20 protein-coding genes are annotated in these 24,283 nt (G+C 60.8%); 8 read left to right on the plus strand and 12 right to left on the minus strand.

Going from position 1 to position 24,283, the window contains the following annotated elements; all coding sequences use genetic code 11:
- Position 1 precedes the first annotated feature (1 nt).
- Positions 2-814, plus strand: a complete 813-nt coding sequence (locus FHS92_RS15425; RefSeq protein WP_184081639.1) for an IclR family transcriptional regulator domain-containing protein — start codon at positions 2-4, stop codon at positions 812-814.
- 54 nt (positions 815-868) lie between these two features.
- On the opposite strand, the gene FHS92_RS15430 is transcribed toward FHS92_RS15425, so the two are convergent.
- Positions 869-1,630, minus strand: a complete 762-nt coding sequence (locus FHS92_RS15430) for an SDR family NAD(P)-dependent oxidoreductase (RefSeq protein ID WP_184081640.1) — start codon at positions 1,628-1,630, stop codon at positions 869-871.
- 465 nt (positions 1,631-2,095) lie between these two features.
- Here FHS92_RS15430 and FHS92_RS15435 point away from each other — a divergent pair, with 465 nt between their 5' ends.
- A complete protein-coding gene (locus tag FHS92_RS15435; RefSeq protein ID WP_184081641.1) occupies positions 2,096-3,931 on the plus strand; it encodes a flavin-containing monooxygenase in 1,836 nt (611 codons plus the stop codon).
- 251 nt (positions 3,932-4,182) lie between these two features.
- On the opposite strand, the gene FHS92_RS15440 is transcribed toward FHS92_RS15435, so the two are convergent.
- The 3 genes from FHS92_RS15440 to FHS92_RS15450 form a co-directional block, all read right to left on the minus strand.
- Positions 4,183-5,118, minus strand: a complete 936-nt coding sequence (locus tag FHS92_RS15440) for an AraC family transcriptional regulator (protein WP_221231109.1) — start codon at positions 5,116-5,118, stop codon at positions 4,183-4,185.
- 270 nt (positions 5,119-5,388) lie between these two features.
- Positions 5,389-6,639, minus strand: a complete 1,251-nt coding sequence (locus tag FHS92_RS15445; RefSeq protein WP_184081643.1) for a cytochrome P450 — start codon at positions 6,637-6,639, stop codon at positions 5,389-5,391.
- A gap of 36 nt (positions 6,640-6,675) precedes the next feature.
- Complete coding sequence (locus tag FHS92_RS15450; protein ID WP_184081644.1) at positions 6,676-6,867, minus strand: ferredoxin; 192 nt, start codon at positions 6,865-6,867, stop codon at positions 6,676-6,678.
- 301 nt (positions 6,868-7,168) lie between these two features.
- On the opposite strand from FHS92_RS15450, the gene FHS92_RS15455 reads away from it, so the two are divergent.
- The 3 genes from FHS92_RS15455 (at position 7,169) to FHS92_RS15465 (ending at position 9,640) form a co-directional block, all read left to right on the plus strand.
- On the plus strand, positions 7,169-7,921 hold the full coding sequence (locus FHS92_RS15455; RefSeq protein ID WP_184081645.1) for an SDR family NAD(P)-dependent oxidoreductase: 753 nt from the start codon (positions 7,169-7,171) through the stop codon (positions 7,919-7,921).
- Between the two features lie 182 nt (positions 7,922-8,103).
- Positions 8,104-9,039, plus strand: coding sequence for an SDR family NAD(P)-dependent oxidoreductase (locus FHS92_RS15460; protein ID WP_184081646.1), 936 nt, complete (start codon positions 8,104-8,106; stop codon positions 9,037-9,039).
- Between the two features lie 25 nt (positions 9,040-9,064).
- A complete protein-coding gene (locus FHS92_RS15465) occupies positions 9,065-9,640 on the plus strand; it encodes a nuclear transport factor 2 family protein (RefSeq protein WP_184081647.1) in 576 nt (191 codons plus the stop codon).
- A 35-nt stretch (positions 9,641-9,675) separates the two neighbouring features.
- Here the strand turns inward: FHS92_RS15465 and FHS92_RS15470 are convergent, their stop codons facing one another.
- From FHS92_RS15470 to FHS92_RS15490, 5 genes are all read right to left on the minus strand, one after another.
- Positions 9,676-10,197, minus strand: coding sequence for a cupin domain-containing protein (locus FHS92_RS15470; protein ID WP_184081648.1), 522 nt, complete (start codon positions 10,195-10,197; stop codon positions 9,676-9,678).
- A gap of 40 nt (positions 10,198-10,237) precedes the next feature.
- On the minus strand, positions 10,238-10,828 hold the full coding sequence (locus tag FHS92_RS15475; protein WP_184081649.1) for a nuclear transport factor 2 family protein: 591 nt from the start codon (positions 10,826-10,828) through the stop codon (positions 10,238-10,240).
- Positions 10,829-10,845: 17 nt separating this feature from the next.
- A complete protein-coding gene (locus FHS92_RS15480) occupies positions 10,846-11,973 on the minus strand; it encodes an LLM class flavin-dependent oxidoreductase (RefSeq protein WP_221231110.1) in 1,128 nt (375 codons plus the stop codon).
- Between the two features lie 127 nt (positions 11,974-12,100).
- On the minus strand, positions 12,101-13,114 hold the full coding sequence (locus tag FHS92_RS15485) for a zinc-dependent alcohol dehydrogenase family protein (RefSeq protein ID WP_184081650.1): 1,014 nt from the start codon (positions 13,112-13,114) through the stop codon (positions 12,101-12,103).
- A gap of 31 nt (positions 13,115-13,145) precedes the next feature.
- Entirely contained in the window at positions 13,146-14,636 is a 1,491-nt protein-coding gene (locus FHS92_RS15490; protein ID WP_184081651.1) for an aldehyde dehydrogenase family protein, read from the minus strand.
- A gap of 440 nt (positions 14,637-15,076) precedes the next feature.
- On the opposite strand from FHS92_RS15490, the gene FHS92_RS15495 reads away from it, so the two are divergent.
- From FHS92_RS15495 to FHS92_RS15505, 3 genes are all read left to right on the plus strand, one after another.
- Positions 15,077-16,057 carry a cyclase family protein gene (locus tag FHS92_RS15495; protein WP_184081652.1) on the plus strand — a complete coding sequence of 327 codons (981 nt, stop codon included), beginning with the start codon at positions 15,077-15,079 and terminating at the stop codon, positions 16,055-16,057.
- Positions 16,058-16,124: 67 nt separating this feature from the next.
- Entirely contained in the window at positions 16,125-17,828 is a 1,704-nt protein-coding gene (locus tag FHS92_RS15500) for an FAD-dependent oxidoreductase (protein WP_184081653.1), read from the plus strand.
- A gap of 6 nt (positions 17,829-17,834) precedes the next feature.
- Positions 17,835-18,680, plus strand: a complete 846-nt coding sequence (locus FHS92_RS15505) for an alpha/beta fold hydrolase (protein WP_184081654.1) — start codon at positions 17,835-17,837, stop codon at positions 18,678-18,680.
- Here the strand turns inward: FHS92_RS15505 and FHS92_RS15510 are convergent.
- The 3 genes from FHS92_RS15510 to recQ form a co-directional block, all read right to left on the minus strand.
- Positions 18,643-20,202 (minus strand): PepSY domain-containing protein, encoded by a 1,560-nt coding sequence (locus FHS92_RS15510; RefSeq protein ID WP_246352038.1) that lies wholly within the window; start codon positions 20,200-20,202, stop codon positions 18,643-18,645. The two genes, FHS92_RS15505 and FHS92_RS15510, sit on opposite strands and share 38 nt — an antisense overlap.
- Entirely contained in the window at positions 20,141-22,306 is a 2,166-nt protein-coding gene (locus tag FHS92_RS15515) for a TonB-dependent receptor (RefSeq protein ID WP_246352039.1), read from the minus strand. Before FHS92_RS15515 ends, FHS92_RS15510 begins: the two co-directional genes overlap by 62 nt.
- 164 nt (positions 22,307-22,470) lie before the next feature.
- Positions 22,471-24,240 (minus strand): DNA helicase RecQ, encoded by a 1,770-nt coding sequence (gene recQ / locus FHS92_RS15520; protein ID WP_184081656.1) that lies wholly within the window; start codon positions 24,238-24,240, stop codon positions 22,471-22,473.
- Positions 24,241-24,283 lie beyond the last annotated feature (43 nt).

Below are 24,283 nucleotides of genomic sequence, written 5' to 3' on the forward strand. Positions count from 1 at the left end.
CATGGCTTCCGAAACTGCAACCCCGTACAAAGACGTCAGGTCGCTGGCGCGCGGGCTCCGGATTATCGAGACGCTCAGCGAGCTTGGCTGGGCCAAGATCGGGACCATAAGCGCGGCGGCGAATATCGATCGGTCTTCGATCTATCGTCTTGCCAATACGCTGGAGTCCCTCGGTTATGTCACCAGAAGGAACGAGGATGGCGCCATCGCACTGACCCCGAAATTCTCCTATATCGCCGATGCGCTGAAAGATGGTGATTTCGTCACCCAGTTCGCTTGGCCGCCGCTCTTCAAACTCACCAAAGAGGTCCTATGGCCGTGCGATTTTGCGAGCCTGAAAAGCGGCAAGGTCCTCATCAGCCTGACCACCCACAAGATCAGCCCCATGTCGATCCATCGCGGCATGATTGGCAAGGAACGGTATCTGCTCCGCTCCGCGCTGGGGCAGGCCATATTGTCGAAGATGTCCGAGGACGAGGTCGAAAGGATTCTTTCGCTCGTCGAGGTGAGCGGGGGAATAAACGGCGAAGATGTCCGAGACCGCGCCGAGGTGAAACGGAAGCTGGATTTGGTCCGGAGCCAGGGTTACGCGAGTTCTGCTGGCCAGACCGAAGCAAAGATCAGCGCCATAGCCCTGCCTGCGTTGGCGCCCGACGGGACCGTCGCAGGTGCGGTCAACATCGTATTTTTTCGAAGCGCAATGACGACGGAAGAGGCTGCTCAACGCTATTTGGCGAAGCTGCGGGAATGCGTCGAGGAAATAGAGCGCTCGCTCCGGGATTTCGCCGAACGAAAGGACTTCCTGTCCGAGTAAGGACCGCGGCGCTTTGCGCGGCTTGCGAACCGGTCGCCGGGCGCCGATGTCCGCCTATCGTGCTGTCAGTCCTCCATCGACGATGATCGCCTGTCCCGTAATGAACGATGCCTGATCCGACGCGAGAAACGCGACGACCGCCGCGATCTCCTCCGGCTCTCCCCAGCGCCCCATCGGCACCCTGAGCTTGTTGTTGATCAGCTCGTCACTTTCGGCTTGGGTCGGCATGAACGAAGCGGTCATAGGCGTTGCGATATAGCCGGGACACACGACATTCACCCGGATTCCGTCCTTGGCGTATTTGAGCGCGGCGTCCTTTGTCGCGCCCACCACGCCATGCTTGGACGGCCCATAACCTGTGGGACCGATGGACCCGGTAACCCCGGCAATGGAGGCAATGTTGATGATCGATCCACCGCCTGCACTCTGCAATAACGGGAGGCTCGCCCGCATGGCACGCCACGTACCCAGCAGGAACATATTCACATTGCGTTCGAAATCATCATATTGATCGGTACTGGTTTTCCCGGCCGAGTTTACTACGATGTCGAGCCGCCCGAAATGACCGGCGCCCGCTTCGATGCTGCTTCTGACGGAATCATCGTCGCGCACGTCAACCGCCGTGAAGAAGGCATCCCCTCCCTCCTTGGCGATCTCGGCGATCAACTCGCCAGCAACCTGCTCGTTGACATCGGCGATGATCACTTTCGCCTTGCTGGCGATCATGGCGCGTGTTGTCGCACGCCCGATCCCGCTTGCCCCACCCGCAATCCAGCAGACTTTACCTTCCAGGCTGGGATACGCGATCATCTCCATTGCGACGTTCTTTCCTTATGATGAGGCGATTGCGCTGGCGCGCCGGTTGTTTTGATTCATGGACAGAAGACACTTGGCCCCGACGAGCGGGCAGTACCAATCGGCTTCTGGCGGTGTATCGATAAGTGCACATAGTCGGGCTTGGCAACGACCAAAAATCGTTCGTTCGCAGTGCAAACGGACACGGGGGGCCCGCTCCGCACATCCGTCCCCGTCCCTTTTTCCCAAAGCCGATCACGACATTTTCCCGCCTTACCCGCTGCCCTCACAGCCATTGTGCCGACGACGGGCAGGAAGACTTCTCTTATCCGTTCATTTTATGAACAGTCTGACCATGGCAATTGTCACGTAAATTCGCGCGCCATATCGTCCGCCCCACGAACGCACGAACCGTTATCCACGCGAACTGTTCGATGCGACACTCCAACGCCGCGGTTAAAGCGGCTCTACCCTTAGGATGCCGAAATGGATGATAAGACGATCGCGGAACAGGTTCAGGGATGGCTGTCCGCTTTTGAAAGCGCGCTGGGAGGACAGGACGTCGACACCCTAACCGCTCTTCTCAGCGATCCTGCCTATTTTCGCGACAACGGCGCTCTGACGTGGGATTATCGGCAATTCCACAGCCGTGAGGCTTCGGTTGACGTTCTGCTGGCGGCGGCGCGCGAAGTCGAACCCCATAACTTTCGGATTTCCAGTGTGTGGCCCGCCCCCCGCGTTATGGAGGGCAGCGATCCCGTGATGATCGAAGCGTTTGCCGACTTTGACACCAAACATGGCAAAGGCGTGTTGTTGTTTCATGCCATCTGGGACGAAAGCCGTTCGACCGTGAAAGGCCGCGCGCTCTACACTCGGCTGGAAGATCTCAATGCCATCAAGCCGACCGCTCCCTATCCGCGCGGACGCGGTTTTGAACAAAGCTATCCCGGCGAAACATGGAAGCAGCATCGCGACGCAGAACGGCGGTTTGAACGGGAAGATCCTGAAGTTCTCGTCATCGGCGCTGGTCAGGCGGGCCTTGTGTCGTCCGCATTCCTGAAGAAATTCGGGGTTAGCGTCCTCAACATTGATCGCCATGAAAAGGTCGGCGACAGCTGGGGCAAGCGGTATGAATCGCTCTATCTGCACAATCCCATCGAAATGAACGAGTTTCCGTTCCTGCCTTTCCCGCCGCATTATCCGGAATATCTGCCCAAGGATCTGATTGCGGAATGGCTTGAACTTTATGCCCGCTACATGGATCTGGATGTCTGGACCTCGACCGAATTTTGCAGCGCGGAGTTTGATGAAAACACGCGCCGCTGGTCAGCGGTCGTGCGCCCGGCCAACGCCGCCGATGGCGCAGAACGCACATTGCATCCCAAACATATCGTTCTTGCAACGGGGGGTATCGGCGGCAAGCCGCAGGTGCCGGAAATGCCGGGTCTCGAGAGCTTTTCCGGCAAGGTGTTGCATTCGTCGCAATACACGAAGTGCGCCGATTATAACATCAAGCGCGCCTTCATTGTCGGTGTCGCAACGAGTGCGCACGACATTGCCCGCGACCTGACCAGAGGCGGCGTGGAGGTAACCATGCTGCAACGGGGGGCCGTTGTCGTCACCAATGTGGAAACCGCCAATCTCGCTTATGCAGGGTATATCAACCCCGATATTCCCACTCCCCTGGTCGATATCAGCTACGGCGTGTACCTGATCAATCCGACGCGCGAGGCCGCCAGCCAAGCCTATCACAAAATGGCCAAGGAGATGGACAAGGCTCTCCTCGAACGGCTGTCCGCGGCTGGCCTACGTCTTGGAGATGGGGTGAACGGCCAAGGCTTCCTCGATCTGTTCCTGCGTACCGGGGGCGGCTATTACCTCAACACCGGCACGTCGGAGATGGTGGCCAACGGCGAAATCAAAATCCGGCAACACGAGGATTTTGCCGAGTTCGTTCCCCAAGGCGTCAAGTTCAAGGATGGATCGGTGCTGGAAACCGACATGATCATTCTCGCCACCGGATATCAGAGCCGCCGGACGGAAGTCGTGGACTTTTTTGGCGAAGATGTAGCCGAAAAGGTCGGTGAGATCGCGCGGCTCGACGCCGAAGGCGAATGGTCGTGCATGTGGGGCCAGACCGGGCAACAGGGCCTGTGGTTCAACGGCGGCGGCATTAATCAGATGCGGCCGGGTTCGGAGCGTCTCGCCCTGCTGATCAAAGCCGATCTGGAGGGGCTTATCCCGGATGACTACCGGCGTACGCCCAAGAACTCCGGAGCAAAGCCGCGATACGAAAAGAAGCTGGCGACGAGTGTGAGCTGAACCGCGATCCTGTGCATACCGGTACCGTTGGAAAGCTTCTTCCCTCTGACGGTCCGGTAGGCTCCTTCACCAAAGGAGGGCAGGTTTTCGGGATCGGACAAGTCGCATAGGGCACGAGCTATCCCCCTTGCCGGGGGGAGCATGTCGCCGCGCCTGTTCGCCAGAAGAACATAAATATAAATCGAGTGCCCAGAGCGCTCATGCGTTCGCGATCACCGGTCCACGACAGGATCGGTCCGTTGCCGAACGCGTCACCTGTTGGCCGACTGCCGGAAATGCGTGGGCGAGACGCCAACCATACGATGGAAGGCGATCGAAAAGGTGCTGGGCGACGAAAATCCGAGCCGGTAAGCAATACTCTTCATCGACAGCGTGGAATTAAGCAGCAGATTCTGCGCCTGCGCTACCTTGCGCCGCATAACGAATTCGTGAACCGTCAGGCCCGTCGTGACCCGAAACTTGCGGCGAAGATGAGAAGCGCTGATACCCAGCTCTCCCGCCAGATCGTGCGCACTCGGGATAATGTCTTCTGCCTCGTCGATAAAGCTTTCGAGCCGCGCAAGCTCCGTATCCAGAAGACTGCCGCCCACGACCTCCCGGATCATAAAATTGGGTTCGCTCAGGGACCATCGCAAAATCGAAGCAAGGGCCATGCGCAGGCACCCCTCGACCATGAGCGCGGTCGAAGCGCGCGGATACATGATCTCCAGCGAGATGCGGTGCAGGCTATGGCACGCATCGGGATCGTCGATGGTCGGCGGCTGGTTCGCCCGCAGATTTTCCCACGCCTTGGCCAAAGCCCCGGTGAGGGCTTCATCCTCGATCCTGCACACCAGAACACGCGCACTATGCTCTTCCTCCGTTGGGTTGACGAGCAGCCTGCCGCCCGGCGGCAAAAAGGTCATCTTCCCAAGGGTTACGTCGTCACCCTCATCGCAATGGCCATGCAAGTTCAACTGGTGAGGAAGAAGGCGGTATTGCAGATTATATCCGTCCGCTTCGAAGACGAACTGTTCGTTCCCCCATTGATATTCCACAACAGAAAAATGAGCGCCCGGAACGGTGTATTCCGCAATCTGGCGAACCCTGCAGGGCTTGATTCCATTCGCGTGGATCGATCCTGTGGCATCCTTTCCCGTAGGTTCAGGCGGGAGGGATGTTTTCAGGCTGTTGGATGCGGCAATCATCGCCTTGCTTCCCTCTCTGTAAGTCCGCACATCTCGGACATAGGACAGGTTCAGATATTTTCTGGTTTCCGGCGTATATGATAGCGTGCGTGGCCCGAATCACCAAATGTCGCGGCAAACGGCCATCGGCCAAGAAGGGACAATATCTCTGGTACCGCCCAGAGACGTGCCGTCACGCACCCGGAAGACCAACGAATAATGGTCGTATCCTATCGCGGACATGCGACCGCTGCCCCTCCATCGAGGGGCATGGGTTGCACGCCCACTCGATCAAACCAGCCGTTTCTTACCCGGTGTGAAAGTCGCTGGCATGTTGATCCAGCCGTTGATCGTCCCGACCGAGGGATAGCGCTCCGCCGCCGAAACATCCACCTTGTAGTCCGGCATGCGTTCCAGGATCTGAGTCAGCATTTCCTCGAACATGACCCGTGCCATGAACGAGCCGATACAACGATGCATACCCGCACCGAATGCGATGTGGCGGTTGGGAAAGCGGGCAAGGTCGATCTTTTCCGGTTCGTCGAATATTTCCGGATCGCGATTCCCGGAGGACCAGGGCAGGAACACACGGTCGCCTGCCTCCATTTTCACGTCCCCAATATCGAAATCTTCCACGACGTTGCGGGCGATCCCGTGCATGGGTGAGAAATAGCGAACCAGTTCCTCCCGGGCCGTGGGGAGGAGTTCCGGTTCAGCAATCAGCCGCTCGCGCTCTTCTGGGTTCTCGTAAAGATAGACCAGCGTATGCGTGGTCAGAGACGTCGTCGTATCGACCCCGCCCGCCAGGATATTCAGCGCATAGCCCAGCGCTTCTTCCTCGGTCACGGGCCGACCGTCAATTTGACCGTGGGCGAAATACGACAGCAGATTGTCTTCTTCCGGAAGTTCGCGATACCGGCGAAATTCTTCGGCACAGCGCTGATACACCCAGTTGAAGCGTTCCAGCGCCTTGCCGAACTCCTCGCTTTCCTTGGGCAAAAACACGATTTCGTGCATGGCGTCCGCATGTTCGCGCCATTCTTCCAGCGGCAGCCCCATCAGCTCCATGGTCGCCATGGCCGGAACCGGACCCGTCAGGTCGTGCACAAAATCGAGTTTCCCCGTTTCGATCACGCGGTCGATCATCTCGGTCGTGAAGTGACGGACCCGTTCCCGCCTGACCTCGGAGGCCTTGGGCGCGAACTTGCGGTTGATGAACGACCGATAGGAATCCCACTCGGGGCGATCGGTCTCGATCGGAAGGCCCCGCACGCTCGTGCCGGGCGGGATCAGCACGCCGCCCTTCACAACATCGTTTTCGGCATCGTAGGTCTTGTTGCTACGGAAGACATCGCTTGCTTGGGCGATGGCGACAATATCGCGGTAGCGGCTCGCCACCCAATAGCCGCCATGGTTCTTCGACCAGGCTATGGGGCATTCACTGCGCATCTCGCGATACTGGTCGGGCCAGCTGCTCGCATAGGCTCGGGATTCGTGATCGTGATCGATCGGGCACTGTTTGCCGGAAAGCTTGCTTTGCATGACGCCTCTCATCCTCTTTTTTCCGTCGAACAGCCTTCAATAGATGTCGACGGCTTCTTCGGGACAGCTCCGCGCGGCTTGGCGGACGGCTTCTTGAAACTCTTCCGGCACGACATCCACGGTCACCGAAGCGCGCCCATCTTCATCGCTGAGGACGAAAATTTCCGGTGCCGCGAGGTAGCACATCGCATGGCCGACGCATCGTTCCGCTTTTATCCGCACCCGCATCCCAACTCTCCCGTTTGATTGCGTCTAATGTGCTGGAGATTGGTACGATATGCGCGCACAACTGCTTTTAAAACTAGCGCATTCCATTGCTTTGTTGAGCAGAAGGATGGCGGCCACGAGTCCATGCTGCTCCGTTATGGCAGGTCCGCTGCACCATCGACGAAAGCCGAGCCGGAACCGCGCGCCCATTTCAGAAAAAAGGCACGCACAATTCACACCCGCGGGTTGTGGGATTGCGCGGTCACTCCTCTATAGATGGGCACAATATTCGGCCGGGACAATAGCAAGGGAGGGACAGGCAATGCGGAACTTGAAGGGCAAAGTTGTGCTGGTCACCGGAGGCGGGGCAGGCATCGGCGAGGCAACGGTGGCCCGGTTTGTCGAGGAAGGGTCGCTCGTTGTCGTTACCGACATCGATGAAGCCAAGGGGCGTCAGGTTGCCGATCGCCTGAGTTGCCCGTTCGTGCCGATCAATGTTGCCGACGCTGCCTCGGTCGAGCGGGCGATAGCCGCAGCAGTGGAACATTTTGGTCGACTTGACATCATCGTCAATAATGCCGGCGTTGTCTCCGAGCGTGCGCTCATTCATGAATCCACCCAGGAAAATTGGGATCGCGTTCTCCGCATCAACCTGGACGGTGTGTATTACGGAATGAAATATGCGCTGCGCCATTTCGTCGCGCAGGGCAGCGGGGTGATTGTCAACGTAACGTCCACTGCGGCGCTAGTCGCCTTCGCGCAATTGCCTCCCTATAACGCGTCAAAGGCAGCCGTGTCGCAGCTGACCAAGGAAGCGGCGATCGAATATGCCGCAATGGGGATCAGGGCCAACGCTGTCGCGCCGACGGGGCTGCTGACGCCCATGAACGAAAAGCTGGCCGAGACGACGGGCGACGCGAAGGCGTTCATTGACCACATGAGTAGCATGAACCCCATGCCGGGTATGCCGACCGCCGACGACATCGCTGCGGCCATCGCCTTTCTCGCCAGCGACGACGCCCGGTTCATTACGGGTGTAACGCTCGCGGTCGATGGCGGCTACACCGCGCAGTAACGCGGTCCGCGCAAAACTATGTCGGGCTCGTCGATACTATCGTCCTGGGGCAGTTTCTGACCCAAAATCCGGTCATCGCGCGATCCTTTTCATAATCATGAGCGCTTTCCAAAAGCGTCGTTCATGGGATCCGATCACGCTTGCTGCTAGCCTGTTGGCAAATAGCCAAGAGGAGCCGCGACATGGAGAAGGAACTCCGCCTGGATGGACAGGTGGCACTGGTGACCGGCAGCGGGCGGGGATTAGGTCGCGCGCACGCCCTGCTCCTTGCCGCACGCGGCGCGGCAGTCGTCGTCAACGACCCGGGGGGCAGCCTGGAAGGAGACGGCGAAGACCGGATGCCCGCCGACGGCGTGGTAGAGGACATTACGAGCGCGGGCGGCCAGGCTGTCGCCAATTTCGATTCCGTCGCGAGCGAGGCGGGAGCGAGCGCCATGGTGGCCGCAGCGATCGATCACTTCGGCCGGATCGACATCGTCGTCAACAATGCCGGAAACTTCCTGCCGCGCCGCAGCTTCACCGAAAGCAGTTCTGAGAGCTTCGCCAAAATCTGGGCGGTTCACACGATGGGCTCTATCAACGTGATCCGTGCCGCCTGGCCGCACATGGTCGGTCAGGGCTACGGGCGGATCGTCAACACCGCGTCGCACACCGGTCTGCTGGGATCACGCGGTTCGCTCGAATATTCGGTGGCCAAGGCGGCCATACTTGGTTTGACCAAGACGTTGGCGCTTGAAGCTGCGGAGCTCGGCATCGCGGTCAATGCCATCGCACCAGGCGCCCTGACCCGGCCGGTGAACCAGATGGAGGAAGTCGCGCAACTGGTGCCACCCGGAGCGTTCGAACCGGATTTGGTCTCTCCCACCGTTCTGTGGCTCTGCCATCCAGAGTGTGGCGTGAATGGCGAAGTGCTGGGCGTGATGTCGGGGACGACGACGCGCATAAAGATCGCTGAAACACAGGGCTATTGGAGCAGCACGCCCACGCCGGAAGCCATCCGCGATCATTTCACCCACATCATGGCCGAAGAGACGCTTGCCGGCTCTGGGCTGACCTTCGGTCAGGAAGCCGAGACGCGGGGGATGGAGCTGATGATGCATTATATCAGTCACGCATAATAAATTTGGACAGGAGCAGGCAGAAATGGCGCTTTCACTCTCAGAACTGTCGGACCGCGAAGAAATCCGTCAGGTTATCTACAAGCATTTCCGGGCCGCCGACCGGCTGGATCAGGCCCTTGAGATGGAAGCATGTTGGGATGACGCGGTGTTCGAAGGCGGTCCTGTCGACCAGCTGATGAGCGAAGCGGTACCCATCATTTACGGCGAAATGCTGCCAAAATATTTCGATGTCACCAATCATTACATGGCGAATTTCCTGATCGATGTGCGCGGAGATGAAGCCTTCACCGAAACCTACGCCCTTGCGTATCATATCGTTCCCGCAGACGAACACGCCATCATGGCGGTGCTCGGTCCCAAGAAATTCGCAGAAATGAATAACGACGCCAGCCGGCGCTATGAGTTCATCATGGGCATGCGCTATGCGATGCGGCTCGAAAAACGGGGCGGCGTGTGGAAGATCGCGACCATACGGATCGTCAATGACTGGAGTTCGGCAAAGCCCTATTCCGGCGTCGAGGAGGAAGGCGTGTACAGCTTCCTCAAGCTGCGCGGAACACGCGACCGCACCGACCAGTCCTATCCCTGGAACCCTTAGAACCCAGATCCGTCAGGGGGAGAGGCGGCTCGCCGCTAATGATCGGCCGTCGGAGCCGTACCCGGCGCCTGCTTCTGCATAAAGTTGATCATCCGCACGCCCGCCGGGCCAGCGCGCCATCCATGCAGGATTCCCGGGATGATCACACTGTCCCCGGCGCGCAGGGTCACTGACTGCTCCTCTTCCAGAAGCAGTTCCACCTCGCCTTCGATCACATAATTGATATCAAAGGTATCCGTGGCGTGCATCGTGGAGGAATCCAGGTCCGGGCCCCATTCGAAATAGCGAAACCGGAAACCTGTACCCGGCGGTTCCAGCGTAAAGCCGCGTGACCGGTCGAGCGGGTCGGGCATGTTGTAGGGCGGCAGGCCGTCGGTTTCCCACAATTCGGCGAAACAGGCGTTCCCGGCCGGAACGGGGCTTACAAAATCGGGGACCGCCTCGATTTTCAGCTTACCGACCCGCGCGTCACTGGTGAAAAGCACCGACTGGGGTTTGCCGTCATAGAGCACGGCTGCTTTGCCCTGTTCGTTCAGTCCGGTGACAACTCTTCGCATGCTGTTCGTTCCTGTGGGTCCGCTGTCGTAACGGGAAAGCTCAAACGCCGAGATGGCCGCGCTTTCCCTTGGGATAGTCTGCGCCTTTTCGTGAAGGCGCCTTGCTGAAAAGCTCCCAGCTGTAATCGTCTTGCGTTTCGCCATAAGCGCGCGAGGGCATGGCCGCGAACGGAAAGACCGAATCGTCCCACGGCGGGCTGTCGGCCGGGTTGGTCGCCCAGTCATAGACCGCGACCCGGTGGATGAACTTCCACACCTCTCCGCGTTTCTCCAGCCGGTCTTCATAGCGGCCGCCGAGGAACACATCCTTGAGATCGGGCTCCTCGCCCATCCTGTGCCAGGCGAGGAAATAGGTTTCCACATTGGCGAGATTGCCATCGATTTCCATGCAGCTCTGCCCCAGCATGTGGCCCATTTTCAGCGTCGGCCACATCGGCTTCATGGAATCGGCAAACCCACGACCGGACGCCTCGATCATCCCATGGTCGTCCCAACCGTCCGGCCAGTAGGTAGACGCGATGAGATCGGCATCCTGACGATCCATCCCGCGGCTGTAACGGGCCAGATTGTGCCGGATCTTCTCCCGATCGAGAAGCTCTTCCATTGTGATGGTGATGTCTTCGTGCCTCATGGCGCTCTCCTCTCGACCTAAATCCGCAGACCGGCCTGCTTCAGCAAGGGCATGACCCGTTCGCCGAAATATTTCAGTTCCTTCTTGTAGTCCAACATGCCCAGCAGAACGCAGTCAATGCCGCATTCCTTGATTTCCTTGAGCCCGTCGACAATCTGTTCCGGGGTGCCGATCAGCGCATGGCCGCCCGATCCGGCGACGGACTTTGCCAGATATTCCTTTTTCAGATGTTCGGCGAAAGATTGCTGGCTGACGCCGCTCATGAAGTTGTCGGCCGCTTCCCAGTCGCCATGGTCGATAATCGCCTGATAGGCCGCTTTCGCTTCTTCCTCGGTATCGCGGCAGACCACGACAACGAGTGTCACGACCCCGATCGTGCGACCATATTCCGCAGCCTTCCCACGGATGGAAGCCACATAGCGCTTGGCCTGATCGGGCGTTGTAAAGCTGGCGAAGTTGAGATCGGCATATTGCGCGGCGAAATCCTGTCCTGCGGGCGATGCACCGGCGTTGAGGATCACCGGGCGCGGCTGGATCGGTTTGGGCATCGCTTCCAGCCCCTCCAGATCCAGATATTTGCCGTGATAGTCCGATATCCCCTCTTCCGTCCAAAGCTTGGTCGCGACCTTCACCCAGTCGGCGCCATAGCCATAACGGTCGTCATGCTCGCGCAATTCGGTGCCCATCATGCGCATTTCCGGCATGTTCCAGCCCATCACCAGATTAAGTCCCGCACGTCCGCCACCAATATGGTCGATCGTGGTGAGGGCTTTCGCCGCCAGCACCGGATGAACCAGAGGAGCGATCAGGGTGGAGAAGGTCATGATATTCTTGGTCTCAGCCGCGATGCCGGCGGCATAGGTCAGTGTCTCGTAGACCTCGCCATTCCAGTTGGTTTCGCCGCCGAAGCCCTTGAAGCGTCCGACCGGAATAAAGGCTTCGAAACCGAGATCGTCGGCCAGTCGAGCCACATCCCGGCTGTGTTCCCAGCTTATTTCATAGCTAGTCGGCGCCTTGGTCATGAAGATATTGCCGCTGGCGTTAACGGAGAAGACCCCGAACTTCAGCGGCTGGTTGTTGAAGAGCGGGACATGCTTGGCGCGATAGTCCGCCAGCTCGGTCTCGAAATTAGGGTTGCCGTTCACATTGTCCTCCCATCGCGATCGGGTCTCACCCCGTCTGGCAGTGAGCCGTGAAACGAGCCTACATCATTCCGCTGGCCTTCCGGGTAGGCTTGGCTTTCCCAAATTGATCATTCCTTGGCTCAGCTACTCAGCAAACCGAGATGACCACCTTCCCGAATATTTCAGGTGCATCCTGAAGCCCATATGCGCGCGGGGCGTCTTCGAACGGCAAAACAGCTGCTATGACCGGCTCGATACGATGCCGGACGATAAACCGCGTCATCTCTTCGAACTGGTGCGCGCTGCCAACGGCGACGCCACGGATTATGGCCTGTTTACCCTGCAGCAGATAGGGATCGGGCGGCTCGCCATTTCCGGCGAGAAATCCCACCATGGCCACCTCCCCTTCGGGACGAAGCGCGGCAAGGGAATTATTCATCGTGCCCGCTCCGCCGACGTCCACGACTTTGTCGACGCCGCCCGTCGCCGCAAATATGGCCGCGCCCCATTGGTCGTCGCGCGAGTAATCGTGGCAGGTCTTCACCCCCAGATCGCGCAGCTTCGCGCATTTCGCCTCGCTGCTGGACGTCGCATGCAAGACCGCTCCTGCCGCACCGGCAAATTGCAGCGCGAACAACGAAACGCCGCCCGTCCCCAGCGCAAGAAGGCTATGTCCGGCGGCGAGCGGCTGCAAACCACCCATCACCGCGTTCCAAGCCGTCAGCGCGGCGCAGGGCAACGTCGCAGCGGTCGTCATATCGATCGCGTTGGGGATAGCGACCAGCCGGTCTTCGGCGAGGACCACATATTCGGACAACATGCCGTCCTCGTCTCCAGCACCAAGGCCGAGACCCATGTCGGTTCGCGGAGGACCGTCCTGCCAGTTCGCGAAATAGGTCGCCGCCACCCGGTCGCCCAGGCGCCAGCGCTGGACGCCCTCGCCCAGCGCGTCCACCACGCCCGCGCCATCCGACAGCGGCACCAGGTCCCTCAACCCGGCGCGCCCGTAGATACCGCTGAGCACCATCTGGTCCCGGCGGTTGAAGGAGGCGGCCTGAACCCGGACACGCACTTCGTGCGGCCCCGGTTGCGGCACGGCCACCTCCTGGATACGGAGGCCCGACACATCGGTGGCCGCTTTATCGAGCACCCAACGTCGCATCGTCACCGCCTTCAGCCCTTGGCAGACCCCATTAGGAATGCGCGATCCACACCGCCTTCGTGTGCAGATACTCCTCGACGTGATGCGGGCCAGATTCCATTCCATATCCCGACATTTTGTAGCCGCCGAAGGGAACGCCAGGATCCATCAGGGAATAGCTGTTGACCCACACGGTGCCCGCACGCAGCGAGCGGGACACCTTCATCGCCTTGTCGACATTGCTGGTCCACACGCCGCTGGCCAGACCATAAGGTGTGGCATTGGCGCGCGTAATCACTTCGTCGACATCGTCGAAGGGGATTGCCGATACGACGGGCCCGAAGATTTCTTCTTTTGCGATGCTCATCGAATCTTCGACACCGACAAAGGTCGTGGGCGGAATGAAATAGCCGTCGGCAAGTTCGCCTTCCGTGACCCGTTCACCGCCCGATATCGCTTTCGCGCCCTCTGCCACACCAGCCTGCAGATAGCCGCTGATCCGCTCCATCTGCTCCTTGGAAACCACCGGGCCGATCATCGTGTCCAGCTTGGTCGGGTCGCCAATCTTGAGCGAGTTGGCGAAGGCTGCGACCTTCTCGGTGAATTCCTCATACACCGGCCTCTCCACGAACAGACGCGAACCCGCCAGACAGGCCTGTCCGGAATTTCCAAAGATACCCATGGCGGCGCCGGGGACAGCGGCGTCGAGGTTAGCGTCGGCAAAGACGATGTCTGGAGACTTGCCACCCAGTTCCATCGTCAGGCGCTTGAGGTTGCCCGCAGAAGCGCGGACAATCTTTTGGCCCGTTTCGGTGGAACCGGTGAACGCAACCTTGTCGACGTCCATATGCTCGGCGAGCGCGGCACCCGCATCTCCAAAGCCGGTCACGACATTAATCACGCCGGGCGGGACGCCCGCTTCCAGACAGAGTTCACCCAGCAGCAACGGCGAAAGAGCCGCCTGCTCCGCGCATTTAAGCACCAGCGTACATCCGCTGGCGAGCACCGGTGCGATCTTCCAGCAGGCGTTGAACACCGGCCCGTTCCACGGAATGATCCCGCCGACCACGCCAACCGGCTCCCGAAGAGTGTAGGAAAGCGCCGAAATCGGCAAGGAGTTCGACAGTGTCTCACCATGAATGTTGAGCGCACGCGAGGCGTTGTAGCGGAATGTGTCGACGGTCATGCCCATCACCCAGTTGGTGATGGCCAGCGGTCCGCCCATGTCGACGGTATCGAGCAGCGCAAGTTCTGCCGACCGTTGCTCGACGAGCTCAGCAAGCCTGAGCAAAACCTTGTGGCGCTCATTGGGCGTGAATTTGGACCACGGCCCTTCGAACGCCCGACGTGCAGCGGCCACCGCAAGATCGATATCCTCCGGTCCGCCCCAAGCCAGCGAATCCAGTTGCTTGCCGGTGGAAGGATTGATGCTCTCAAATGTCCGGCCCGATTTGGCGTCCACCCATTTGCCGTCAATGAGCAGCTTCTTTGCCTGGCCGTTCAGAAAGGCCGGCATCTTGATCGGCTGATGTTCCAAAATCATCTCCTCTTCGCGCATGCGCTAATATCGCTTCGATGCTGATATCGGCGCGCTACAGCCGGATGAGAAGGTGCGTGCACAGAATTGCTTGCATTTGCTCGGATCGAAAAAGCAGGACCGGGAAATCAGGATGGGGGTCCCAACACTGTCCCTGAATACGGCACACCGACGGGTCATCCGGTCTTCGGGCATCTGCGTGCCGAGCCGGTGTTGCAGGGCGAGGGGCAGTCTTACGTCATACCCGCCGTAGCTCGACGGGGCCGTTCGCTGGGCGAACGCCATTCCCTTTGCTGTTGTTGGACGCCATTGCACCCCTTAGTGATTATGGGAAACAAACTTTCCGTGATCGATCATCCTTTCATGGGCAAGGTCGCCAACCCTGTTGGCAGCGTGAGGACATGCTCTTCGCTCAGACCGAACTTCACAAACGGGAGCCTGAAAAAATGTGTGACAATCACGATGGTGAAGCAGGCTCCGACGCCAATGTCAGCCAACTGCTGCGCAATGCGCCCAGCAATTGGGGCCGGTGGGGTGAACAGGATGAAGTCGGCGCGCTCAATTTCCTGACCAGTTCCGAAGTTCTGCGCGGCGTTCGCACCATTCGGAAGGGCAAGGTTTTCACCTGTGGCGAAGTGATCGGTCATCCCAAGGGCGATCCGCTGTGGCCTGGACGGGTTCCCGTCCAGCGCGAAATGGCGGTTGACAAGGATACCTACGTGCGCGGCGATATGCAGAGCCTTCCGGGCGGCGCGGAGTTTGCCGACGACAAGATCGAGATGTACCTGCAGGGATCGACGCAGTTCGATGCCCTTGGGCATGTCTGGTACGACGACAAGATGTGGAACGGCTATCCGGCCGCCTCCTCCAACGGCGGCATGAAGAAGGCGTCGATCCTGCCCATCGCACAACGCGGCGTGGTGGGACGGGGCGTGCTGCTCGATATGGCGGCGTACAAGGGCAAACCCTACCTCGACAAGGGCGATCTGCTTAATCTTGATGACCTGCTCGGTTGCGCGAAGAGCCAGGGTGTCACGATCGAAAAACACGACATATTGTGTCTTCGGCTTGGCTTTCTGCAGCTGCTCCACGTTCAGGGGCCGGATGTGTTCTACAAGGATTTTGTCGAACCCGGTCTGACCTACTCCCCTGAACTGGTGGACTGGTTCTACCGGATGGAAATTCCGTGCCTGTCAACGGACACGATTTCCAACGAGACCGAGCTTGATCCGGATATCGGCGTGCAAATTCCACTGCATTGTGCCCTGATGCGCAATCTGGGCGTCACCTTCAACGAAGTGTGCAATTTCGAGGAACTGGCCAAAGACTGCCATGAAGATGGGCAGTGGGATTTCCTGTACACCGCTGCGCCGCTCAAGGTGCATGAGGCGACCGGAGCTCCGGTCAACGTGCTGGCGATCAAGTGATGGCGACGACGACCGGCGCCTGCAGCAGGGTATCCTGCGCATTTCCTCTTAGCTTCGGGTGAACACAGTGTCGGATGAGAGTTATGATCTCGTAATAGCGGGCTCCGGCTCGGCGGGGTTGGCCGCAGCGATCATCGCCCACTCGCTGGGGATGCGGGCGATCGTTGTGGAGAAAACGGACCTGGTCGGCGGCACGAGCTGCTATTCCGGGGGAGTCATCTGGGTTCCAAACAGCCGCCAGAATGTCGCGAGTGGGGTACAGGACAGCGTTGATCGGGCAGAGCGGTATCTCGACAGCACGATCAGCAATTCGCATGAGCGCGAAGCGCGAAGGGTCTATCTCGAACGGGGCGGCGAAGCGGTTGCCTATCTGGAAGAAAAGACCGGCCCGCTCTTCTATGTCCGCGCGATAAACTCCCCCGATTATTACCCGGAAGCCGATGGCGCGGAGATCCAGGGTCGCGCGATGACGCCCATCACATATGATGGCCGTAATTTGAAAGAGAGGTTTCGCGACCTCCGCAGTCCCCTGCCGGAGCTGTGCCTGTTTGGTCGGCAAATGCTGGAGCTGATGGATGTCTATCATCTGCTCAACGCCCGCCGTTCGCTACGGTCGGCATGGCATACCGGCAAGCTGCTGTTGCGAGACGTCAAGGATCGCTTGTTCTACCGTCAATATGGTCGCGGCACGCGCCTGACGGGGGGCAACGCGCTTGTCGCCAGACTGTACAAGGCGGCGCTGGATCGTGACATCCCTGTTGTGCGCAACACGGCCTTGGTTGGCCTGATCAAGAAAGACGGTGTCGTCTGCGGGGTTGAGGTCACCCAAAACGGCGTGAAGCGCGAGATCCTCGCCAAACGCGGCGTCGTCCTGGCGACAGGCGGCTTCCCTTGGTCGAAAGATCTGCGCGAGCAGTTCATGGGGGACACGGAGTTCGGCTATTCTGCGACCAGTCCGGACAGCACGGGGGACGGCATCGCCATCGCCATGCAAAATGGCGGTCAGTTCGACCGGAAAAACAGCGAAGGGGCGTTCTGGACGCCGGTTTCGGTTGGCACGCGAGCCGATGGATCGACGGCGCGCTTCCCCCATTTGATGGCCGACCGTGCCAAACCGCGCTTGATCGCCGTCAACAGGCTGGGCCAGCGGTTCTTCAATGAAGCCGAAAACTATCATGATTTCGTCCGCGCCATGCACAGGGAATTGGGGAACGGTGATCAACAGCCGGTCCATCTGCTCTGCGACGCACCCTATCTGAAAAAATACGCGTTCGGGGCCATTCCCCCGCTTGCGTCAGAGCGGCGGCGGGCGCTCCGCTCGGGGTATCTCATCGAAGGGCGGACGGTTGAGGAACTGGCACACAAAATCGGCGTCGACCCGTCTCGGCTGAAGCAGACGATCACTGCGTTCAATCAGGACGCGCGCAAGGGCGTCGATGCGGAATTCGGCAAAGGATCGAGCGCGTACAACAGATATCTGGGCGACGCGACGCATGGGCCCAACCCATGCCTGGGGCCGATCGAAAAGGCGCCCTTCTACGCTATCCGGGTTTACGCCGGCGATATCGGGACGGCAATGGGCCTGGCGGCGGACGAACACTCGCGCGTGCTGGACGAAAATGGCGTCGCCATCCCCGGTCTTTACGCATGCGGCAATGATCGCAACTCCATCATGGCGGGCTCCTATCCCAGTGGTGGCATCACGATCGGCCCGGCGCTCGTCTTTGCGTATCTCGCCGTGCAGCATGCCTCACGAGCACAGGAGAACTGAACGATTATGACAGGCGACCCAGGCCCGAAGCCGTATCAACGCAAAGAGATACTCGTTGACGGCATAGAGACAAGCTATCTGGAAGCCGGGTCCGGCAAACCCGTCGTCCTGCTCCACGGCGGCGAATTCGGCGGCGAAGCCGAGGCCTGCTGGGAAGCGACCATACCCGCCCTGGCCGAACATTTCCGGGTTATTGCTCCGGATCTTCTGGGTTTTGGGCATACGGCGAAGGTCATCGACTTTGTCGACGGACGCCTGCGCCGGGTTCGTCACCTGGCCCGTTTCCTGGAGATCATGCGGATTTCCGGGGCGCCCTGCGTGGGCAATTCCATGGGGGGCATGCTCCTACTTTTCGACGCCGCTTCGGAACATCCGCTGCTCCATCCCCAAAAAATCGTCACGATTTCGGGCGGGGGCGCGCTGGAAATGGAGTCGCCCCATACCATTGCCCTGTTCGATTATGATGGCAGCGTCGAGGGTATGCGCAAAATCGTCACCGCGCTGTTTCATGACAAGAAATGGTATGATGATGACGCTTATCTGGAAAGGAGGCGAGCCTCCAGCCTCTTGCCGGGCGCATGGGAAGCCGTTTCGGCTGCGCGGTTCCGCCGACCGGTGGAATTGCAGCAGGCGCGAGCACCCTCGGCCATCGACTATAGCCGGATTGCCACCGATACGCTGATCATCGCCGGTGAACAGGACAAGATCAAACCCTATGGGTGGTGGGAAGAGCTGACGAGCCAGATGGCCAAGGCGCGCGTCCTGCTGGTGGCCGAAGCCGGACACTGCTCCCAACTCGAGCAACCCGATGAGGTCAATCGTGCGCTGATCGCGTTCCTCGGCGAGGATTGACCAACGACGGCCGCTGATGCGGCCGTCGCAACCGCTTCCACCCCAGCCAGATCCCGCTGACCGACGTGACCAGTCCCAGACCCGACAGCAGCCAGAGCAGCACGTCCCAGCTCGGTCGGCTTTGGGTCAACACGTTGAGATCCCATTTGTGGAGCAGGTCAAAGAGCCAGCGATAGGTGCGCCCGCGCGCGTCGAGATCGCCCAGCATCCTCCCAGTGGCAGGGTCGAGATGGACCCAGGTTCGGGCATCGTCGTCATAGCGGACGCGCAGCACCGGCAATTTCGGCAGTCCGCCGGCCTGATACCAGTAGGCGTCGGGTTCGGTCAGCCGGTTGACCGCCACCACGTGCGCGTTTGGCATCAATGCCGCGGGCGCGATCACGGGACGAAACGGCTGGAGCGTGCGGGCGTCGAGCACCCGCGTTCGCCCCGGCCAGCGCAGTTCCAGGAAGGGCCGCCCGTGGACCCACCCCAGTTCCACCTGCTTGGCGCTACCACCTTGTCGGGCAAGAACCCGCAGCGGCGGCGGCGAACTCCACCCAGCCGCCTCGTACCGCTCTACCGCTTCCGACGCGATACCGCCCTTGCCGAAAAACAGGCGGAAGGGGTCAACCGACAGCCAGCCGCTGAAAATCCACGTTATCAGGAACAGGCCCCCCAGGAACCCCGCCCAGTGATGCCACAGCATCCAGCCTCGATAAGGCGACATCCGCCCGTCCCGGTACCGGCGGCGGCCCAGCCGCGCGCGCAGAATGCCGATCCAGAAACCGGTCACCCCGACGACGATGCACGGCGCGGCGACCCACATCACCACCTGTCGCCAGAGCGCATTGTCCTGTCTGACCACCGTGAAATAGAGCCAGTGCGGTACCGAGCCGAGCCAGTTCCAGAACCGTTCGGTCCGGTTGGTATCGAGCATCACCGCGCCGGTCTCTCCGGACACATAGAGAATGCGCTGGCCCGGCCCCGCCAGCGCCACTTTCCACAGCGGACGATGACCGTCGAAACTGCCCGCCACCGTCCACTGATCGCGCTCCACCCGGGTAACACCCAGTGCCGGAGCATGACCGAAGCGTTCCGCGATGTCGCGTGCCTGCCCCTCCGTCGGCGGGAGCTGCATCGTGCCGTCCAGAGCCGAAATGGTGCGTTCATCCCCCCTGTCGGCCCGCACCCGCCATACGGGGAGCGCGCCACGCATCTCCAGTACGGCGCGGCGCGGCAGGCTTTCGACACCCGCCGCTTGCAGATCCGTGGCCGGAAAACGCCGGACCAGCCGCCAGTCGATGGCGGGAAGATCGGCCAGCCGTTCGCTCTGGGTGAGGGCCGGAAAGGGCATGTAGATCATCACCAGCCCGGACAGGAACCACATCGCGAAGAGGATGCAGCTTCCTATGCCGAGCCAGCGATGACCGATATAGAGCCAGCGCTTCAGGCGATGACCCACCGGAACCGCGCGGGCGTCAGAAACGGGCGCGGACAGAGACATCCACCGAACGCGGTCGACCGAGGATCCATTGTTCATCGCCATAGGCGTTCAGCGCATAATCCTTGTCGAACAGATTGTAGAGGCGAACGTCAAGCGCAACGTTGGGCGTTAGCGCATAGCTCAGCCCCGCATCCACCACCGTATAACCGGGGACGCGGTACTGGTTCGCGTCGTCGGAGAAACTGTGCCCGACATAGCGGATGCCCGCCCGCGCGCCCATCTTTCCGCCGGTCCAGCTCAGCCAGAGATTCGCGCTTTCCTGCGGAACACCAGCCGGAACGTTGCCGGTATAGCTGGTCCCGCCATTGGGGAAGTCATCATACCGGGCCTTGAGGACGGTGCCGTTGGCGTCGACCGCAAAGCCTTCGGGCAATTGCAGCCGCAGCGACGCCTCGATCCCCTTGGATGACCGTTGACCAATCTGTTGCAGTGGACTGGTGACCGTGCGCTGCGTCACCAGATTATGCTTCACGATCTTATATGCCGACAGAGTGGCCGATCCCTTCCCACCCAGGAAGCTCGCTTTCACTCCGCCCTCGAACTGGTCACCGGTCGCATTGGTGAAAAGATACTGGCTCGCCGAGGTCGAATAGTTTGTGAGAGTCCCTAGCGGATCGACGCCCGTCGCATATTGGGCATAGAGCGACACATTGGGGTTGGGCTGATACACCGCGCCGACGCGCCATGTCGTGTTGCGCAGCCGCTTGGTGGGCGAAGTGCCGCCATTGAGCGCGGGCGTCTCGCCCGTGATCTGATTGCCGGTGTACACGAAATTGTAGCGGGACACGCGGTCGCGCTCCCACCGCACGCCACCCACGATCGACAGCGCATCGCTGATCTTCAGGCGGTCTTCCGCGAACAGGCTCCACTCCAGCGTGCGCGACCGATAACGCGGCGCAATCCCCTGCGTGTCCAGGAACAACCCCGGGCCAAAGGTGAACGGATCGACCACGTCCTCCTGCGTGTCCGTATCGAAATCATGGGAATAGACCAGCCGGATCAGGTTGACGTCGAACCCGACGACGAGATCGTTCGATATTCCGCCGCCCAACGGTGTGCTCAGCCGCACCGAACTCTGATCGCCCCATTGCTTCTGGTCGTGGACGATACCGAAATTGTCGGTGCGGAAGATGGTGCCGTCCGGAACCCAGCGATAGGTCTCCAGATTACGCCAGCGCCGCTCGCTCGTCAGATAATAGCCGACATTGCTCAGCGTTATGGCATCGCTCACCGCCCAGTCGACCGTGAGCGTGAGGCGGTTGTCCTTCGACCACATCTGCGCGTCACTTACATTGTAATTGCGCTCACGGATCCGCGTGTCCAGCCGTCCGGCGATTAGCGGCGTACCAAAATATTTGCTGGGATGGATATCGCCATAATCGTCGCGCAGCGTGATTTTCAGCGTCTCGCTCGGCGCGAACCGCAATGCGCCCGACAGGGCGAGGCTGTGGGAGTCGCCGCGATCGACATAGCCGTCCGAGCGGCGGTAGCTGGCGTCAGCCCGATAGGAGAGCATCGGGTTGATCGGTCCACCCACGCCAGCGGCGACATGCGCGGTATTCTGCGAACCATAGCCCGCTTCCCCCTCGACCACGGTATGATCCGCATTGGGCGCCTTGGTGACGACGTTGACCGCGCCGCCCAGCGCACCCTGGCCGTACAGCACGGAAGCCGGACCGCTCAGAACCTCGATCCGGTCGATATTCCAAGGGTCGGCCGGAAAGGTGATCGTGCTCGCCACGGGAAAGAGCCGGACGCCATCGACCAGCTGGAGGACCGAGCCCTGGCCCGAGAAGCCGCGCGCCGAGAGAGCCGTCCCGCCGTTGCCGGGGTTGGCACCGGTGGTGATGCCGGGCGCGCGTGTCACAGCTTCCACGACGCTCATGTCACCACGCAGGCGAATGTCGTCGCCATTCACGACCGCAATGCTCGCCGGGGTTTGCAGCGACGACAGGCCGAGGCGGCTGCCCGTGCTGACCGGGGTCGTGAGCGAGACATGTTCGCCGATTACCAAAATATCTTCGGATCCGGACGCGTCCGGTGCCGCGTCAGACGGTGCCGCGCACGCCGTCCCGGCCGTAGCCAGCATGATGCCAAGGCTCGCGCCTGTGCGCCAGAAAGCGGGTTTCAAAAGCCTCATATGTCTCCCCTTATGTGTTGAGGGAGAAGCATGGCCCGGCCCCGGTATCGTGCGCCAGTTAAGAACCGTAATTGACGGTAACGGAACATGTTCAACCCACGTTACAGGGAGGCATTGCCCGGCATTTGCATGGGTTTCAGGAGGGCTTACCTAATCGCCAGCCGTCAGCGGTCGAAACGCAGGATCGTGTCCAGAAACGCCTGCCCATAAGTTTCGAGCTTACGCGCGCCGACCCCCGTAATCCGCCCGAGCGCCGCCAGATTGATCGGACGAACCTGCGCCATTTCGCGCAACGTGCTGTCGTGGAAGATGACATAGGGCGGCACGCCCGCCTCGCGCGCCAGATCGCGGCGGCAGGTACGCAGCGCATCGAACAGCGGATCGTCGACCGGGTTGGCTTCCTGTCCCTTTTTCGCGCGCGGCTTGCGCTTGGGGGGCAGGACCAGCGCGACCTCATCCTCGCCTCGCAGGATCGAGCGCGCGCCCGGCCCGAGCACCAGTCCGCCATGCTCGTTGGTCGTCAGCGCATCGCGCAACAGCAGCGCGCGCGACACGGGACGCAGTAGCGCCGCTTCCTCGCCCTCGACAATGCCGAACACCGACAGCCGGTCATGCCCGCGCTGTGCTACCTTGTCGTTGCGAGTGCCGGTCAACACCGCTTCGAGATGTCCCAGCCCGAAGCTTTGCCCCGTGCGATACACCGCTGACAGAAACTTCCGCGCGACCTGCGTGACGTCGATGCGCGGCGGCGGGTTGAGGCAGTTATCGCAGTTGCCGCACGTCGCGGGCGGGCTTTCCCCGAAATGCCGCAGCAGGATCGCCCTGCGACACCCGCCGGTCTCGACCAGTGCGCCGAGCGCCGCGATCCGCGCGCGTTCCCCTGCCTGCCGCGCGTCCTCGAGCTCGGTAATGCGCATGCGGGCGCGTGCGAAATCTTCCGCGCCCCAGAACAGATGCGCCTCGGCCGGTTCGCCATCGCGGCCCGCGCGGCCGCTTTCCTGATAATAGCTTTCGATCGATTTGGGCAGCCCGGCATGTGCGACGAACCGCACGTCCGGCTTGTCGATACCCATGCCGAACGCCACCGTGGCGACCATGACCATATCCTCGCTGGCGATGAAGGCCGACTGGTTGGCGCTGCGCATCTCGGGCGGCATTCCGGCATGATAGGCGCGTACTTCCCGCCGTCCGTCCTTGCCGAGCATTTCCGCCATCTTCTCGGTCGCGGCGCGGGTCTGCGCATAGATGATGCCGGGGCCCGGCTGGCTCGCCACCAGATCGCCGATCTGCCGCGACAGCCCATCGCGCGGATGCACCGCGTAGCGGATGTTGGGGCGGTCGAACCCCGAAATGATCATCCCGTCATGCGGAATGCCGAGCTGGACGAGGATGTCCTCCCGCGTATGCGCGTCCGCCGTCGCCGTCAGGGCAAGGCGGGGTACCCACCCGAACTCGTCCAGCAAGGGGCGCAGCAGACGATAATCGGGGCGAAAATCATGCCCCCATTCGGACACGCAATGCGCCTCGTCTATGGCAAACAACGCCAGATCCGCCTCCCGCAGCAGCGCGCGGAAGCCTTCGCCGCTCGCTCGCTCGGGTGCGACATAGAGCAGGTCAAGATCGCCCCGCCGCAGCCGATCCTGCGTCTCGCGCCAGTCGCTGTCCACCGACGTCAGGCTCGCCGCGCGAATGCCGACCGCGTGGGCGGCACGCAGCTGATCATGCATCAGCGCGATGAGCGGAGATATGACGACGCAGCACCCGTCGCGGGCGAGAGCGGGGAGCTGGTAGCACAGCGATTTCCCCGCACCCGTCGGCATGATCGCCAGCGTGTTCTTTCCGTCCAGCACCCGGTCGATGACCTGCTTCTGAACCCCGCGAAACGCCGGAAAGCCGAAGACTTCGTGCAGCAGCGTGGCGGGATCGCGAGTCATGATCGCGGCTGTAATCGGTTCGGCAGGCGGCGCAACGGCTTAT

The organism is Sphingobium subterraneum (assembly GCF_014199435.1).
Classification (GTDB): domain Bacteria; phylum Pseudomonadota; class Alphaproteobacteria; order Sphingomonadales; family Sphingomonadaceae; genus Sphingobium; species Sphingobium subterraneum.